Origin of the sequence: Polaromonas jejuensis NBRC 106434, from assembly GCF_001598235.1 — a bacterium.
Lineage (GTDB): Bacteria > Pseudomonadota > Gammaproteobacteria > Burkholderiales > Burkholderiaceae_C > Polaromonas > Polaromonas jejuensis.
Genome location: NZ_BCYO01000011.1, coordinates 119,112 through 134,315 on the forward strand (window position 1 = coordinate 119,112; position 15,204 = coordinate 134,315).

General features: G+C 63.8%; 16 protein-coding genes and 2 pseudogenes. 9 read left to right on the forward strand and 9 right to left on the reverse strand.

What is annotated here, in order from left to right:
* Positions 1-17: 17 nt before the first annotated feature.
* The 3 genes from PJE01S_RS14310 to PJE01S_RS14320 form a co-directional block, all read right to left on the reverse strand.
* Entirely contained in the window at positions 18-485 is a 468-nt protein-coding gene (locus PJE01S_RS14310) for a (2Fe-2S)-binding protein (protein ID WP_068834307.1), read from the reverse strand.
* 468 nt (positions 486-953) lie between these two features.
* The gene (locus PJE01S_RS14315; protein ID WP_068834308.1) at positions 954-1,445 is read right to left on the reverse strand and encodes a copper chaperone PCu(A)C; all 492 of its coding nucleotides are present in this window, start codon (positions 1,443-1,445) and stop codon (positions 954-956) included.
* Between the two features lie 62 nt (positions 1,446-1,507).
* Positions 1,508-2,485 carry a DUF1775 domain-containing protein gene (locus PJE01S_RS14320; RefSeq protein ID WP_068834309.1) on the reverse strand — a complete coding sequence of 326 codons (978 nt, stop codon included), beginning with the start codon at positions 2,483-2,485 and terminating at the stop codon, positions 1,508-1,510.
* On the opposite strand from PJE01S_RS14320, the gene PJE01S_RS25550 reads away from it, so the two are divergent.
* Positions 2,436-2,597 (forward strand): hypothetical protein, encoded by a 162-nt coding sequence (locus PJE01S_RS25550; RefSeq protein ID WP_169804381.1) that lies wholly within the window; start codon positions 2,436-2,438, stop codon positions 2,595-2,597. The genes PJE01S_RS14320 and PJE01S_RS25550 overlap by 50 nt on opposite strands.
* Here the strand turns inward: PJE01S_RS25550 and PJE01S_RS14325 are convergent.
* From PJE01S_RS14325 to PJE01S_RS14340, 4 genes are all read right to left on the reverse strand, one after another.
* Positions 2,572-2,949, reverse strand: coding sequence for a DUF2946 family protein (locus PJE01S_RS14325; RefSeq protein ID WP_169804384.1), 378 nt, complete (start codon positions 2,947-2,949; stop codon positions 2,572-2,574). The two genes, PJE01S_RS25550 and PJE01S_RS14325, sit on opposite strands and share 26 nt — an antisense overlap.
* A 92-nt stretch (positions 2,950-3,041) precedes the next feature.
* A complete protein-coding gene (locus PJE01S_RS14330) occupies positions 3,042-3,890 on the reverse strand; it encodes an ABC transporter substrate-binding protein (RefSeq protein ID WP_068834311.1) in 849 nt (282 codons plus the stop codon).
* Positions 3,887-4,576 carry an ABC transporter ATP-binding protein gene (locus PJE01S_RS14335; protein ID WP_068834312.1) on the reverse strand — a complete coding sequence of 230 codons (690 nt, stop codon included), beginning with the start codon at positions 4,574-4,576 and terminating at the stop codon, positions 3,887-3,889. The genes PJE01S_RS14330 and PJE01S_RS14335 overlap by 4 nt, the downstream gene beginning before the upstream one ends.
* Positions 4,573-5,325 (reverse strand): ABC transporter permease, encoded by a 753-nt coding sequence (locus PJE01S_RS14340; RefSeq protein ID WP_068834313.1) that lies wholly within the window; start codon positions 5,323-5,325, stop codon positions 4,573-4,575. The genes PJE01S_RS14335 and PJE01S_RS14340 overlap by 4 nt, the downstream gene beginning before the upstream one ends.
* 164 nt (positions 5,326-5,489) lie before the next feature.
* Here PJE01S_RS14340 and PJE01S_RS14345 point away from each other — a divergent pair, with 164 nt between their 5' ends.
* Positions 5,490-6,605: a substrate-binding domain-containing protein gene (locus tag PJE01S_RS14345; RefSeq protein WP_068834314.1), complete on the forward strand. Its 1,116-nt coding sequence runs from the start codon at positions 5,490-5,492 to the stop codon at positions 6,603-6,605.
* Positions 6,606-6,647: 42 nt separating this feature from the next.
* On the opposite strand, the gene senA is transcribed toward PJE01S_RS14345, so the two are convergent.
* Positions 6,648-7,949 carry a selenoneine synthase SenA gene (gene senA / locus PJE01S_RS14350; protein ID WP_377372038.1) on the reverse strand — a complete coding sequence of 434 codons (1,302 nt, stop codon included), beginning with the start codon at positions 7,947-7,949 and terminating at the stop codon, positions 6,648-6,650.
* A gap of 244 nt (positions 7,950-8,193) precedes the next feature.
* Between senA and selD the strand changes: the two genes are divergently transcribed.
* The 6 genes from selD to PJE01S_RS14380 all read left to right on the forward strand — a co-directional run bounded on the left by selD (position 8,194) and on the right by PJE01S_RS14380 (position 14,015).
* Positions 8,194-9,261 (forward strand): selenide, water dikinase SelD, encoded by a 1,068-nt coding sequence (gene selD, locus PJE01S_RS14355; protein WP_068834315.1) that lies wholly within the window; start codon positions 8,194-8,196, stop codon positions 9,259-9,261.
* Positions 9,262-9,358: 97 nt separating this feature from the next.
* Positions 9,359-10,516, forward strand: a complete 1,158-nt coding sequence (locus tag PJE01S_RS14360) for an ABC transporter substrate-binding protein (RefSeq protein ID WP_068834316.1) — start codon at positions 9,359-9,361, stop codon at positions 10,514-10,516.
* A gap of 80 nt (positions 10,517-10,596) precedes the next feature.
* Positions 10,597-11,478 (forward strand): branched-chain amino acid ABC transporter permease, encoded by an 882-nt coding sequence (locus tag PJE01S_RS14365; protein WP_068834317.1) that lies wholly within the window; start codon positions 10,597-10,599, stop codon positions 11,476-11,478.
* Between the two features lie 163 nt (positions 11,479-11,641).
* On the forward strand, positions 11,642-12,505 hold the full coding sequence (locus tag PJE01S_RS14370) for a branched-chain amino acid ABC transporter permease (RefSeq protein ID WP_068834318.1): 864 nt from the start codon (positions 11,642-11,644) through the stop codon (positions 12,503-12,505).
* On the forward strand, positions 12,502-13,302 hold the full coding sequence (locus tag PJE01S_RS14375) for an ABC transporter ATP-binding protein (RefSeq protein WP_068834319.1): 801 nt from the start codon (positions 12,502-12,504) through the stop codon (positions 13,300-13,302). Before PJE01S_RS14370 ends, PJE01S_RS14375 begins: the two co-directional genes overlap by 4 nt.
* Positions 13,299-14,015, forward strand: coding sequence for an ABC transporter ATP-binding protein (locus tag PJE01S_RS14380; RefSeq protein WP_068834320.1), 717 nt, complete (start codon positions 13,299-13,301; stop codon positions 14,013-14,015). The genes PJE01S_RS14375 and PJE01S_RS14380 overlap by 4 nt, the downstream gene beginning before the upstream one ends.
* A gap of 104 nt (positions 14,016-14,119) precedes the next feature.
* Here the strand turns inward: PJE01S_RS14380 and PJE01S_RS25185 are convergent.
* Positions 14,120-14,266 (reverse strand): annotated as a pseudogene (locus PJE01S_RS25185) (ABC transporter substrate-binding protein); the annotation flags it as partial.
* A 467-nt stretch (positions 14,267-14,733) separates the two neighbouring features.
* Between PJE01S_RS25185 and PJE01S_RS25190 the strand changes: the two are divergent.
* A pseudogene (locus PJE01S_RS25190) lies at positions 14,734-15,204 on the forward strand (hypothetical protein); the annotation flags it as partial.

The window sequence follows — 15,204 nt, forward strand, 5'->3', positions numbered from 1 at the left end:
CGACGGACGGCGGCAAGCTAGGCCGCCATGGCGGCAGCCCCCTGCTGCACGGCCTTGACAATGTTCTGGTAGCCGGTGCAGCGGCAAATGTTGCCTTCCAGCTGTTCGCGGATTTCGCCCTCGGTCGCCTTGGGGTGATGCTGGCAAAGGTCGACCGCGCTCATCACCATGCCGGTGGTGCAGAAGCCGCACTGCAGGCCGTGGCATTCCTTGAACGCCGCCTGCATCGGGTGCAGCGTGCCGTCCGCCCGGGCCAGGCCTTCGATGGTGGTGATGTCGGCGCCTATCGCCTGGGCGGCCAGGATGTTGCAGGACTTGACGGCCCGCCCATTCATGAGGACCGTGCAAGCGCCGCACTGGGCAGTATCGCAGCCGACATGGGTCCCGGTGAGCTGGAGTTGCTCGCGCAGCACCTGCACCAGCAGCGTGTTGGGGGGTGTCTCAACGCTGGCGGATTTCCCGTTGACTTTGAGCTGAACTTGCATGGGCTTGTCTCCTGTTGGCTTTGGGCTACGGACAGAACAGATCCATTGTTGAATTGACGACCTCACGCTGCCCTAGGTTAAACCCTAGGATGTTTGCCAAGCCCCGCTGAAGCTCTCAAAATGAAACAATCAGTGACACCCCTCCCAGCGCATCGATGCCAGGTCTGCAACAGTGCATGCGCCCCGCATCCACCGGATCTCACACGCAGGGTGTCCGTCCTCCCGCCGTCTTCCGAACAACGCCTCCAGCAGATCGCGCGAGCCCGTCAGGCGGTGCTGCAAGAGGGCCAAAGCCTGCCTGGCGCCTGCGCCAACCCGTGGATTGAACGCTCCTGGCAGCGCTGCCTGGCCAACGGGAAAAGCCGGAACCGGCGCTCAGCTTCGATGCGCCCTGATCCTGATGCAACACCGCACGCTGAGAGGTCGGCTTCGGCGTCCCTGCTGCACCCCGACCTGCGCTTGCAGGCTTTAGTGCTGGTGCGCTGCGGACGCGCTTTTGCCCTGAGCCTGGCCCCCAGTGGCAGCAGCGCCGGGCGCCACCGTGCTGACCGGCACGGTTAGCTCAAGCTTGCTTTCAGTGCCTTTGGCGTCCCTGAAGCGCAGGGTCAGCGGCACCTGGCTGCCCTTGGGCAGGGGCTGCTTCAGATCCATCAGCATCACGTGGTAGCCGCCGGACTTGAGTTCCACCGTTTGACCGGCCGGCAAATCGAGCACCGGCAGAGCGCGCATGGTCATGACGTCAGCCGTCATCTTCATTTCATGGACCTCGGCCACGCCCGCCACGGGCGAGGAGATGCCCACCAATTGCGCGCGCTCCCTGCTGGTGATCTTCATGAAAGCCCCCGTGCCCTTTTGCCCCGCCACGGTGCTGCGCACCCAGGCATCCCTGACTTCGACAGTTTGTGCATACAGGGTGCCGCAGGCCAGGGCCATTAGGGCCGCCAACAATTTGAATTTCATGGTGTTCTCCGGTAGACAGGATTAAAAAATAGCCGGACTATGTAACACCGGCCTGATGCGGTTCAGTGTTGATGGGCGCTGTGATCCTGCTCGCCGGCGTTGGTGGCAAGCGCCGATGCGCCCGGCGCCGAAGCCGCGACCGGCACCTTCAACTCGACCCGGCTTTCCAGCCCTTTCGCGTCCTTGAATGTCAGGGTCATGGGCACCGTGCTGCCTGCGGCCAGCGGCTGCTTGAGGTCCATCAGCATCACATGGTAAGCGCCTAACTTGAGTTCCACCGGTTTACCGGCGGGCAAGTCAATACCCGCCACCCGGCGCATTTTCATGACATCGCCTTCCAGTTTCATTTCATGCACTTCGGCCACACCGGCCACCGGGGAGGACACGCCCACCAGGCGCGTCGCGGTCCTGGCCGTGACGGTCATGAAAGCGCCGCTGCCCTTCTGGCCGGCCACCGTGCTGCGCACCCAGGCCCCCTGCACATCCACCGGCTGGCCCGAGTCTGCCACCCGTGCGGCGCCCGTCACTTCCAGCAAGGCGGCGGGCGATTTCAGGCCTTTGGCCGAGGTGCCCGACGCGGGCACTTCGCTCCAGTCCATGCTGCCGCTTTCACAGGTCTGCAGCACCTTGAACCACAGGGGCCCGGCCGTCTCGGGCAGCTTGCCGCGCAGCATGAACTCGTCGAAATGGGCGTCCTGCAGCGCCGCCTCCTTGCTGGCCGCCGTCCAGCTCACGACTGTCACGTCTTCAGTCACCTGCTTGCCGTGGTTGTCATAGGGTTTGGCGAGTTTTCCCAGCTTGGTCGTCAAGGTCCAGCCGGCCTTGGGGTAAGGCCTGGCGCCCTGAAAGCCGGCCGGAATCTGCACCGAGATGCCGGTGGTGGCCGAGCCCTCGCAGCCATGGCCGACCTGAAAAACAGCTTTGTACATGCTCCCGGCCGGGGCACTCTTACTCTCCAGAACAATATGAGAAAAAGAGGGTGAAGCCAGCATGCAAACTGCGCTAGCAGCTATTATTTTTATAGCAATTGAGCGTGTCATGATTAATCCAGACTTTGAAAAATACAGCAAAAGACGTGCTGACCACCAGGTCAACACGCAACAAACCTCTGCAGAGGCGGCTCAGTTCAAAGTGCAGGCGGCCCGCGGCTGAAGGGCAGCCCGGGTATGGCGGCATCGGCAGCCGCCGGGAGGTGCACAGCGGCCACGCGCTGGCCGGGGAAACAGGGAATGGCAATGACAGGCAGCGGCGGCGGCGCCAGCCCCAAGGAGGCGCACCAATCGCAGTGCGAGCCGGTCGGCGCGACGTCGCCGGAGCCGGAATCCGCATGACTCGCCGAGAGCGTGTTGACGCTGCACAGCCCACCGAGCTTGCCGGTGCGCACCTCTTCGGCCAGCATGGACACCGGCGCCAGCAGCGCCGACAGCACGGCGAGAAAGCTCAGCCAGACGGCAAGGCGTTTCCACAGGGTCAGCGGCAAAACGGAGGATGGGTGTGAGCGCACGGCGAAATTATAAGTACCGCATCCCGCTGGAATACGGCCCGCCCTGCTCCTTTATTGAGAGGGTGCACCCGCCCCTTGGGAGCGGCCTACCCCTACTTCGTGGCGTTCGGGAAGAACAGCTGCTGGCCGTTGATCTTGTAGCCGGCGATCGCGGCCTGGCCGGCGGGGGAAATCACCCAGTCGACAAACTTCTGGCCTTCAACCGCCCTGGTTTGCGGATGTTTGGCCGGGTTGACCAGCATCACGCCGTACTGGTTGAAGAGGCGCGTATCGCCTTCGACCAGGATCGTCAGGTCGGCGCGGTTCTTGAACGACAGCCAGGTGCCGCGGTCTGCCAGCACATAGCCGCCGGTGCTGGCGGCGATGTTGAGGGCCGGCCCCATGCCACAGCCGCAGGCTTTGTAGTTGGCAAATGCAGGTGCGCTGGCCGGTGTCTCAATCCCTGCGGTTTTCCAGTAACGCAACTCGGCCGCGTGCGTGCCGCTGCGGTCGCCGCGCGAGACGAAATTGGCGTTGGCGGCGCCGAGCTTCTTCAGCGCCTCGACAATGTCCCTGCCCTTGGCGCCGGCCGGATCGGCGGCGGGCCCGACGAGGATGAAGTCGTTGTACATCACCGGAAAGCGCTTCACGGCATGGCCTTCGGCGACCACTTTTTCTTCGGCCACCTGGTCGTGCACAAACAGCACATCGGCATCGCCGCGGCGGCCCATGTCTATGGCCTGGCCGGTGCCGACGGCCACCACCTTCACATCAATGCCGGTGGCCTTCTTGAACTCGGGCAGCAGGTAGGGGAACAGTCCGGACTGCTCGGTGGAGGTGGTGGAGGCGACCACGATGGCGGGCGCTTGCGCTATCGAAAGCGTAGCCGACAGCGCAAGTGAGACAAGGGCTAGCGCCTTGAAAGATTGCAAAGTCGTGGTCATCGTGCTGAAACCGTTCATGCCAGCTCTCCTTTTAAAAAATTCTCGGCCGCGGCAGGCAGCGGCCCCTTGAAAAAAGCCGGGGTCGGCAAATCGGCAATGAGCTGCCCCTGCTCCAGATAGATCACGCGGCTGGCCAGGCGTTTGACCTGGCCCAGGTTGTGGCTGCTGAAAACCAGCGTCATGCCGGTGTCGGCGAATTCAGCCATCAGCCGTTCCACCTCGCGCTTGGCGGTCGGGTCCAGGCTGGCGGTGGGCTCATCGAGCAGCAGGACCTGCGGCCTCAAGGCCCAGGCCCGCGCCAGCGCCACGCGTTGCTGCTGGCCGCCCGACAGGACCCTGGCATTGCGCCCGGCCAGCTCCGCCAGCCCCACCCGCTCCAGCGCCTGCCGGGCCTGTTCCCTGGCGGGCTGCCAGGGCGCGCCGTTCAGCCACAAGCCCAGGGCCACGTTATGCAAAACGCTGGCACGCAACATATAGGGACGCTGAAACAGCATGGCCTGGCGTGCCTGCGCGTCAGCCCAAAGACTGCCTGCCGCGGGCGGGACCAGCCCATGCAGCGCGCGCAGCAGCGTGCTCTTGCCGCTGCCATTGGAGCCCACCAGCGCCACGCGCTCGCCCGCAGCGATGCGCAGAGTGCAGGCCTTGAGTGCGCGGATGCGCCCAAACTGCACCCCCAGGGATTGCAGATTGAAAATCAGGCTCATGGCGGCGTGCCCTGGGCGGCCATGGCGGGCTCCACATCCAGCATCTGGTCATCAAGCTGCTCGCGCCAGCGGCGCAGCAGCGCGATGAGGATATTGAGCAGCAGCACCACGCCGAGCAGCACCAGGCCCAGCGCCAGCGCCAGCGGCAGGTCGCCCTTGCTGGTTTCCAGCGCAATCGAGGTGGTCATCACGCGCGTGAAGCCCTCAATATTGCCGCCCACCACCATCACCGCGCCGACTTCCGAGATCGCGCGGCCAAAGGCTGCAATCAGCACCGTCAGCAAGGCATAGCGCTCGTCCCACAACAAAATCAGGCCGCGCATGAGGCGGCGAGCCCCCAGCGACTGCAGCTGCTCACCGTGGCTGCGGTCGGCGTCTTCAATGGTCTGGCGGACCAGCGCGCTGACGATGGGCAACACCAGCACCGCCTGCGCCAGCACCATGGCCTTGAAGGAAAACAGCCAGCCCAGAAAGCCCAGCGGCCCGCTGCGCGACAGCAGCAAATAGACCACCAGCCCGACCACCACCGAGGGCAGGGCCAGGGCGGTATTGAGCAAGGCCAGCAACGCCGCACGGCCCCTGAAATGCGACACCCCCAGCCAGGCGCCAAACAGCAGCCCGCCGCCGCAGGCGATCAGGCAGGCGCAGGCGCTGACGGCCAGCGATCGGCCAACAATGCTGGCAAACAGGGGATCGAGCGAGGTGATGAGGGAAAAGGCCGTGACGGCACTGTCTGAAAAGGAGTTCATGCCAGAAGTCTTGCGGGACTTTATCCTAGGCCGCATGGCCTGCGCTGCGCATAGGGATTCATCGCTATGAAATCATTTGCATAGCCAATTCAGCGGCTTGCAGCGCCTGGCGCCGCTCCGTGCCGGCCAGTCCCTGCCCTCATAATCGACGCACCTTGCCCACCATGCACAACGTCGAACTCTCCTACCTGCTGACGCCGGAGCGGCGCAAGGACGCGCTGATACGCAACCCCTTGATGGACATGCTGCATGCGGTGCGTGAGCAGGGCTCCATCTCCAGGGCGGCCAAGGTGCTGGACCTGTCCTACCGGCATGTATGGGGCGCACTCAAGGACTGGGAGCAGACGCTGGGGCGCACCCTCATCGTCTGGGACAAGGGCCAGCGCGCCCGCCTCACCGAGTTTGGCGAAAAGCTGCTGTGGGCCGAGCGCCAGGCCCAGGCCAGGCTGGCGCCGCAGATCGAGGCCCTGAGCAGCGACATCGAGCGCGCTTTTTCCACCGCCTTTGACGACGAAGCCCATGTGCTGACGCTGTACGCCAGCCACGACGCGGCACTCTCTGCCCTGCGCGAGCAGGCCGGCGCGCATGGCCTGCACCTGGACATCCGCTTCATGGGCAGCGTCGATGCGATTGCCGCGCTGAATGCGGGGCGCTGCATGATGGCCGGCTTTCACACGCTGGACCAGCCGGGCGCGCAGTCGGTGTCGGCCAGGAGCTACCGCAGCCTGCTCAAGCCCGGCCTGCACAAACTGATCGGTTTTGCGCATCGCCAGCAGGGCCTGATCGTGGCGAAGAATAACCCGCTGGGCATTGCCGGCCTCATGGATTTGCGGCGGCCGGGTCTTCGCTACATCAACCGCGCGGAGGGCACCGGCACCCGCGTGCTGCTGGACGAATTGCTGCTCAAGGCCGGCATGGCCGCTGCGGACATTCAGGGCTACCAGAGCCAGGAGCCTTCGCACACGGCGGTGGCCCAGGCCATTGCCAGCCACGCGGCCGATGCGGGCCTGGGCATTGAGGCCGCCGCACGCGAAAAAGGCTTGGGCTTTGTGCCGCTGGTGCAGGAGCGCTACCACCTGGTGTGCCTGAAGTCCGAGCTGCCCTCGCCGCCGGTGCAGGCCCTGCTCCAGCAGCTGCAAAGCCGCGACTGGCAAACCACGCTGGACGGGCTGCCGGGTTACAGTGGCCGGCTGGCGCAAAGCGGCAAGGTGCTGTCGCTGCGGGCGGCCTTGCCTTGGTGGAACTACCGCACGCCAAAAATCAAAAAAACAAGCCTTTAGTATCGCCAGCCCTTTTACAACGGGCGCAAGAAGCTATATTTTTTATAGCGAGCAGGATCGGAATCCGCAGAAGATGTCGTCGCGCTCTGGCAAATGGAAATTGCGCAGCTTCGGATGTTTCAGGCGCGCCCGGGTGGCAAACGAGGCCCCGCGCAACACCTTGTGCGTGCCAAACCAGGGTTGCGACCAGGCTTGACAAGGGTCGGGCGAAAAGCCCGGGTAGGGGCGGAAGGTCGTGCCCATCCACTCCCAGACATCGCCCCAGCGAAAGCCCCGGCTCGCTGCCGTGTGGGCGGCCACTTCCCATTCCACCTCGGCCGGCAAGCGGCGCCCGGCCCAGCGGCACCAGGCGTCGGCCTCCCACCAGCTCATGTGCATGGCCGGCTGATGGCCCAGCATGCGCATGGCCCGGCCAAAGCGGGTCTGCATGACGGCGCCGCTGGCCACGCCGATCTGGTCCACATAGCGCGGCCCTCTTCGGCCCTCGCCCGCGGCCAGCTTCTGCAGCCAGTGCCAACCCACCGGATGCCAGAACTCCGGGCGGTCATAGCCGCCATCGCCGACAAACTCCACATACTGCGCCCAGGTGACAGGCTGGGCATCGATTTCAAACTCGGGAACGCTGATGGCGTGCTGCGCCTTTTCGTTGTCGAAGACGAATCCGCTGTCCGGGGCACTGCCCATCTGCCACACCGTGGCCGGGATCAGCAGGGGCTCGCGCAGCGCCATGGGCGCCGGCGTGAAAGCCTCCTGCAGGGGCTTGTCCAGCGGCAAGCCCAGGGTCTGGGCGTTGCAGGCCAGCGCTTCGCCCCGCATGTCCTCGTGAAACAGGCAGAGGCGGTAAAAGTACAGGGCCTCGTCATCGTCGCCGGCCTTTTCAAGCAGCTCCAGCGTGCTCTCCAGCGTGTCCAGAAGATAGCCACGGCAATGGGCCAGGTCCGGCAAATCCAGCGCCCAGCGGCTTTCATGCGACACCTGCTCGGCATCCCACCAGCGGTCGGCATTCGGCTCCATCGATGCCAGCAGCGCATGCCCCGCCTCGCAGCGCGTGCCCAAGGCCCGCTGCAGGTTGCGGCCTATCCAGCGCTCCTGAAACCAGCCTATATGGCCCAGCTCCCACAAAGGGGGACTCAGCGTGGTGAATGGGGGCACTTCGAAACCCACATCCTCCAGGGCCAGCTGGTACTGGCCGAACAGGTGCAGGGTGTGGTTGCGCGCATCCATCAGCGCCAGGGACAGCAGCGCACGACCCGCCCTGCGTATCAGGGACGAATCGGTCAATCCGGCGGCGGCCGCGTGGGAGCCGGGAAGGCCGGGGGCATGAGAGTCGGGATCTGTCGGCACAAAAAATCCTGTCAAACCCGGCGCTTGCCAGACCCCGCCAGGGGCCGGGGCCCGGACACATGGCCGGGTGCTGTTTCTGTCGGGTCATTGTGACATCAGGCCTCTAACACCAGACCCGGCGCGGACATCTCGGCGGCCGGCGTGCTTGTCATAATCAGGCTTGATGCCGCACCCCAAAAAGGTGGGCTGTCGCGGCAACTTCCCATGCGCTGTTGCCCCGCCGTACCGACCCAGAAAGCTGCCCATGACTACCCCAAATATCCCCACCAAGGCGCCTGCCGCGCCGCGACTCACCAGCCTGTCCCACGGCGGCGGCTGCGGCTGCAAGATTGCGCCGGGCGTGCTGAGCGAAATCCTGAAAAACTCCAGCAATCTGCCCATCCCTGCACAACTGCTGGTGGGCATTGAAACCGCCGACGATGCCGCGGTCTACCTGCTCAACGACGAGCAGGCCCTGATCGCCACCACCGACTTCTTCATGCCCATCGTCGATGACCCCTATGACTTCGGCCGCATCGCCGCCACCAACGCCATCAGCGACGTGTATGCCATGGGCGGCACGCCCATCATGGCGCTGGGCCTGGTGGGCATGCCCATCAACGTGCTGCCGCTGGAGACCATAGGCGCGATCCTGCGCGGCGGCCAGGATGTCTGCCGCGACGCCGGCATTCCTATCGCCGGCGGCCACACCATTGACTCCGTGGAGCCGATTTACGGCCTGGTGGTGCTGGGGCTGGTGCATCCCTCGCGCGTCAAGAAAAACTCGGGCGCCAGGGCCGGCGACGTGCTGATTCTGGGCAAGCCGCTGGGGGTCGGCATCCTGTCGGCCGCGCTCAAAAAGGAAGCGCTTGGCGACCAAGGCTATGCCTGCATGGTCGCCATCGCCACGCAGCTGAACAAGCCCGGCATTGAGCTGGCGAAACTCGACGGCGTGCATGCACTCACCGACGTGACGGGCTTTGGCCTGCTCGGCCATGGGCTGGAACTGGCGCGCGGCGCCCAGCTCAAAATGCAGCTTCAGCTGGACCAGATCCCGCTGCTGCCCGGCGTGCTCGAACTTGCCACTCAAGGCATGATCACGGGCGCCTCGGGACGCAACTGGGACAGCTACGGCGCAGAAGTCGTCCTGCCCGCAGACATCAGCCCGGCGCACAAAGCCCTGCTGAGCGATCCGCAGACCAGCGGCGGCCTGCTGGTGGCTTGCGCGCCTGAGCAGGCCGATCAGGTGCTGGACATTTTTATCAAGGCCGGCTTTGCGCGCGCTGCGGTCATCGGACAAATGGTGCCGGGTGCGGGGCTGGCTGTCCTTTGAGGCGCTTGCCCAGCGCCTGACCCGCAGGAGGGGAACGCTGTTGCGAGATGTAAAATCAGAGACCGGCCTTTCAACGTACCTTCAAGAGGATTCCCCAATGAGACAAAAAACGTTCACCGCTTCCCTCCTCGCACTGGCGATCGCCGCGACGTTTAGCGCCGGTGCCAGCGCCGCCGATATCAAGATCGGTGTGGCCGAGGCGCTGTCAGGCGGTGCAGCCCAATACGGGGTATCCATTCGCAATGGCTTTCAGCTCGCCGCCGATGAGATCAACGCCGCCGGCGGCGTCAACGGCGACAAGCTGCAGCTGATCATCGAAGACGAACAGGGCAAAAAGGAAGAGGCCATCAACGTCTTCAAGAAACTGATTTTCCAGGACAAGGTGCTGATGGTGTTTGGCCCCACCCTGTCGAACTCGGCCCAGGCCGCCGACCCGATCGCCCAGGCCGCCAAGACCGTGGCCTTTGGCACCTCCAACACGGCCGACGGCATCACCTCCATCGGCGACCATGTGTTCCGCAATTCGGTGACCGAAGCCGACGTGCTGCCCGAGACCATCAAGATGGCCGTCAAGAAATCCGGCGTCAAGAAGGTCGCCGTGATGTATGGCAATGATGACGTGTTCACCAAGAGCGGCTACGACAACTTCAAGAAGGCGCTGGAAGACCTGAAGATTCCGGTCACGACGACCGAAACCTTCGCCAAGGGCGACGTCGACTTCAAGGCCCAGCTGACCAAGATCAAGGCCGGCAACCCCGACGCCATCGTGCTGTCGGCCCTGCTGGCCGAAGGCGCGCCCATCATGGTGCAGGCCCGCCAGATCGGGCTGAACATGCCCTTCATCGGCGGCAACGGCATGAACTCGGTCAAGGTGTTCGAGCTGGCCAAGGACAAGTCGGACGGCCTGTATGTGGGCAGCCCCTGGTCGATCGAGAACCAGTCCGATGCGAACCGCAAGTTCGTGGTGGCTTACACCGCCAAGTTCAAGACCGCGCCCGACCAGTTCGCGGCCCAGGCCTATGACGCGATGAACATCGCCACCCAGGCGCTGCGCAAGATCAAGCTCGGCGGCGATCTGGCGGCCAATCGCACCGCGCTGCGCGAGGCGCTGCCGGCTGTGAAGCATGTAGGCGCGACCGGCGCCTTCAGCTTCCGCCGCGCCACCGACAAGGCCGGCAAACCCGCCGGCTACGATGCCCAGCAGACCGCCATCGTCAGCGTGACGAAGGGTGGCAAGTTCTCGATCGAGAAATAACTGTCCGTCGGACGGAGCGCCTGGTCGCGCCGTCTTTTTTCTTGCCAGCGCATCACCGCGCTTTATTCGGGACACCCATCGTGCTGGAACAGCAGTTAGTCAATGCCTTGTCGCTCGGGTGCGTCTACGCCCTGTTTGCGCTGGGCTTCACCCTTATTTTTGGCGTCCTGGGCGTCATCAACCTGTCCCACGGCGCGGTCTTCATGGTCGGCGCCTACGCGGCAGAACAGGCCGTTGCGCACTTCGCCTTGCCGCTGTGGAGCGCACTGCTGTTCGCCTTCCTGTTCAGCGGCGGGCTTGGGCTGCTCATCGATTTTCTCGTGCTGCGGCCGCTGCGCGCCCGCAATGCGCCGCACCTGATTCCGATGATCGCCACGATAGGCGTGGCCATCATCCTCAACAACGGCATCCAGGGCATCTTTGGCGCGCAGAACCTGCGCTTTCCATCGGGTCTGGTGTCGGACGACTCCCTGAGCCTGGGGGGCCTGCACCTGACGGCTATCGAACTCGGCATCATCCTGCTGTCATTCGTGCTGATGGCCGTGCTCCTGGTAGCCCTCAAGAAAACCCAGCTCGGCCGCGCGCTGCGGGCCATTGCCGAATCGCCCAAGGCCGCTTACCTGCTGGGCATCAACGTCGAAGGCCTGTTCTACCTCACCTCCTTTGCCGCCGCCGGGCTGGGCGGTGTCGCCGGCGTGCTGATCGGCCTGTATTCCAATGCGCTGTTTCCGCTGATGGGTCAGCCCATGCTGCACAAGGGCATTGCCGTGATCATCCTGGGGGGCATGGGCGACATCCGCGGCGCGCTGATCGGTGGCCTGTTCCTGGGCTTTGCCGAGGTGCTGTCGGTCGCCTATATCGGTTCCAGCATGCGCGATGCCGTGGCCTTCGGCCTGCTTTTCCTCATCCTGCTGGTGCGGCCCAAGGGGCTGTTCGGCACCCTGCAAGAACGCAAGGTCTGACATGAAACTCCCCCGTTGCTTGCTCACTTCGTGTAGCAGCCTCCCCCCTCAAGGGGGCAACACCAGCGGCCCGGCAAAGCCGGTTCCGCGGTGTTCCGCGAAAAAACATCTCATCGAGTTCATGCACCCTGAGGCAGGCGCAGCATTGTGGGACAACTGAAATATGGAATGGTTTGACAACTTCTGGTCGGTCTACAGCAATCTGGTGCTCACGCTGGGCACCAATGCCCTGCTGGCACTCTCCATCTACCTGACCCTCTCCTGCGGCATGCTGGCCATCGCCAATGCGGCCTTCATGGGCATAGGGGCCTACACCTCGGCCCTGCTGACCATGAACTATGGACTGCCGTTCCCGCTCGTGCTGCTGGCCGGCATGGCCGCTCCGGCGTTCATGGCTTTCGTGATCGGCAAGCCCACCCTGCGCCTTTCGGGGGTGTACCTGGCCATGGCGACCCTGGCCTTTGGCGAGGTGGTGCGCATTGCCCTGCTCAACACCGAATCCCTCACGGGCGGCGCGCTGGGGCTCAACGGCATCCCGCAATCCACCCAGTGGTGGCACGTGGCGCTGGCCCTGGCCCTCACGCTGGCCCTGCTCTGGCGCCTGAATCGCTCGAAGGTCGGACGCGCCTTCGAGTCGATCAAGGAAGACGAGACAGCGGCGGGCCTGATGGGCATCGACGTGGCGGCACACAAGATGCTGGCGTTTGTGCTGGGCGCGGCCATTGCAGGTCTGGCCGGAACGCTCAACGCCCACCTGACCTTCTTCATCGGCCCCAGCGAATACGGCTTTGACCGTGCGGTGGACATCCTCACCATGGCCATCCTCGGCGGTATTGGCAACCTCACCGGCCCGGTAATCGGTGCCGTGATCCTCACGCTGCTGCCGGAACTGCTGCGCTCGTTCAAGGACTTCCGGCTGGTCGTCAACGGCTTCATCCTGGTGCTGATCGTGCTGTTCCTGCCCAAGGGCATCTGGGACCCTGCGCGCTTCACACAGTGGTTTGGCAGGAAAGGGAGCCGGGCATGAGCACCGCACTGAAGCTGGATTCGCTGTCGCGCCACTTCGGCGGCCTCAAGGTCCTGCAAGACGTCAACCTGGAGATTCCACAAGGCGGCATCTTCGGCCTGATCGGGCCCAACGGGGCCGGCAAAACAACCGTCTTCAACCTGATCACCGGTCTGCTGCCGCCCACCGGCGGGCGTATTGAATTCAATGGCCAAAACCTGGCGGGCTACCAACCGCACGAGATCACGCGCCTGGGCATTGCCCGCACCTTCCAGAACATCCGCATCTTCAAGGAAATGTCGCTGCTGGAGAACGTGATGGTCGGCCTGCATGCGCAGCTGAAATATGACTCGCTCGGCCTGCTGGCCAGTTCCGGGCTGTTTCGCAGCGAGGAACGCCGTGCCCGCGAGCGCGCCCACGAACTGCTGTCCTGGGTCAAACTCGACCACAAGGCGACGGACAAGGCCGACAACCTCTCTTATGGCGAGCAGCGCAAACTGGAACTGGCGCGAGCGCTCGCCACAAATCCCAAACTGCTGCTGCTGGACGAGCCGGTGGCCGGCATGAACAGCAGCGAAAAAGTCGAGCTGATGATTGAAATCCGCAACATCAGCGAACGCGGCTACACGATTTTCATGATTGAACACGATATGCGTTTTGTGATGGGCCTGTGTGGGGACATCGCCGTCCTGAATTTTGGGCGCATCATCGCGCGCGGCAGCCCCGACGCGATACGCAACGACCCGCAGGTGATCGAGGCCTATCTGGGCCGCGAAGACGATGAAGTGACGCTTGATGCCACGGGGGCGGCGGCATGAGCGCGCCCTTGCTGCAAGTCAATGGCCTGAAAGTCGCCTACGGCCATATTGAAGCCGTCAAGGGCATTGACCTGGAACTCCACGAAGGCCAGATCACCACGCTGGTTGGCGCCAACGGCGCCGGTAAATCGACCACTCTGCTGGCACTCTCGGGCCTGGTCAAAAAAGCCGCCGGCCGTGTCACGCTGGATGGCAAGGACCTGACCAAAATGGCGCCGCACAAGATCGTATCAAGCGGTGTCGTGCAGGTGGCGGAGGGCCGTGCCACGCTGACGACCCTGACGGTGCGGGAAAATCTCGAACTCGGCGCCTACACCCGCCGTGACCGCGATAGCCGGGCCCGTGACCTGGACTATGTCTATGGCCTGTTTCCCGTCCTCAAGGAGCGCGCCGGCGGCCTGGCGGGCAATCTCTCAGGGGGTGAGCAGCAAATGCTGGCGATTGGCCGTGCCCTCATGGCCAAGCCGCGCGTACTGTTGCTGGACGAGCCTTCCATGGGACTGGCGCCCATCATCGTGCAGGACATCTTTCGCACCTTGCGCAACATCAACCAGGCCGGCCTGACCATTTTTCTGGTCGAGCAAAACGTCCGCCAGGCCCTGAAAATTGCCGACCGCGCCTACGTCATCGAGACCGGCAGCATCGTCCTGAGCGGAACCGGCCGCGAGTTGCTGGTCAATCCCAAGGTGCAGGAAGCCTACCTCGGCAGCTGACGGCGGCAGGCCGGTTCCAGGTTCTCAAAGCTACCCCTTTCAAGGTTTTGGTTTTGCCCCCTCTCCCGCTGGGAGAGGGTGAAAGACCTTGAAAGAGGTGGTGCTCAAAGCTCCTGGCCTTGCATGAAGCGGTCAAACGTGGCTTCCGTGAAGCGGAGCCACAGGTTCTGGTCGCCGCGGAATTTGGCGTAGTCCGCATACACCTTGCGCCAGTTTTTATTTGTGACCAACAGCTCGACATACGGCCTCATCCTAAATCCGGCGATGACTCGGCAGCTGCGGGAATCAAATCGACTTTTTGAAGCGGCGCAAGCCAATCAATGCCGGTGACAGCAACCGTGCTACTAACCTTGCCGGCGGCGCAGCAGTTCCACGCAGGCGCGGGTCTGGCGCGCATCCAGGTAGGGCGAGCCCTATGACGTAGGGGTGTCCCTATTAACCCCATAGGGTAAGCACTGTTCAAGCCAAATCCGGCTATAGCCATCTGTTTATGAGACCCCTGTTTGATCTAGAGTGACAGCAAGAGTGACAGCAAGCCGCCGATTAGTGGGAGAAGAAAATGGACCGAACTCCTTCTTTTATGTCCGGAATGGCAATCGCCCCCGTGGCTTCGCTTCCGCACGCCGCGAGAGCCCCTATGGTCTCCCCCGCCGGCCCGGGTACCGGGCATTCCCCCAATGCCGCCCTGCTCACCCACGATTCAAGAGGGGTGACGAAGATGAATAGCGCCGCCTATCGTCTTGTGATTTTATTTCTCGCGCTTGTTTTTATGCTTGCTGGGTGTGGTGGTGGTGGTGGTGGTGGTGGCGGAGGAGGAGGTGGTGGTGGAACTGGGACCGCGCCGGCATCTGAGACTTTCACCATCGGCGGCACGCTGACGGGCCTTGCTTCTGGCTCGCTCATTGCGCTCCGCAATAATGGTGCGAACGATTTGACCCTGAGTGCCGACGGCCCCTTTACCTTTGCCCCGGTGTTCGCCACGGGTGCCCCCTACGACGTGACCATCGCCACACTCCCGGCAAACCAGCCTTGCACCAGCACCTATGGTGCGGGGACGGTGAGCGATACCAACGTGACTAACGTGAACGTGTTTTGCGGGCTGCTGGCGCGGGGAGGTTTTTTCCCGGCGGGCAACCTCGCCACGGCACGTAATACACACACGGCGACGCTATTGCCCAACGGCAAGGTG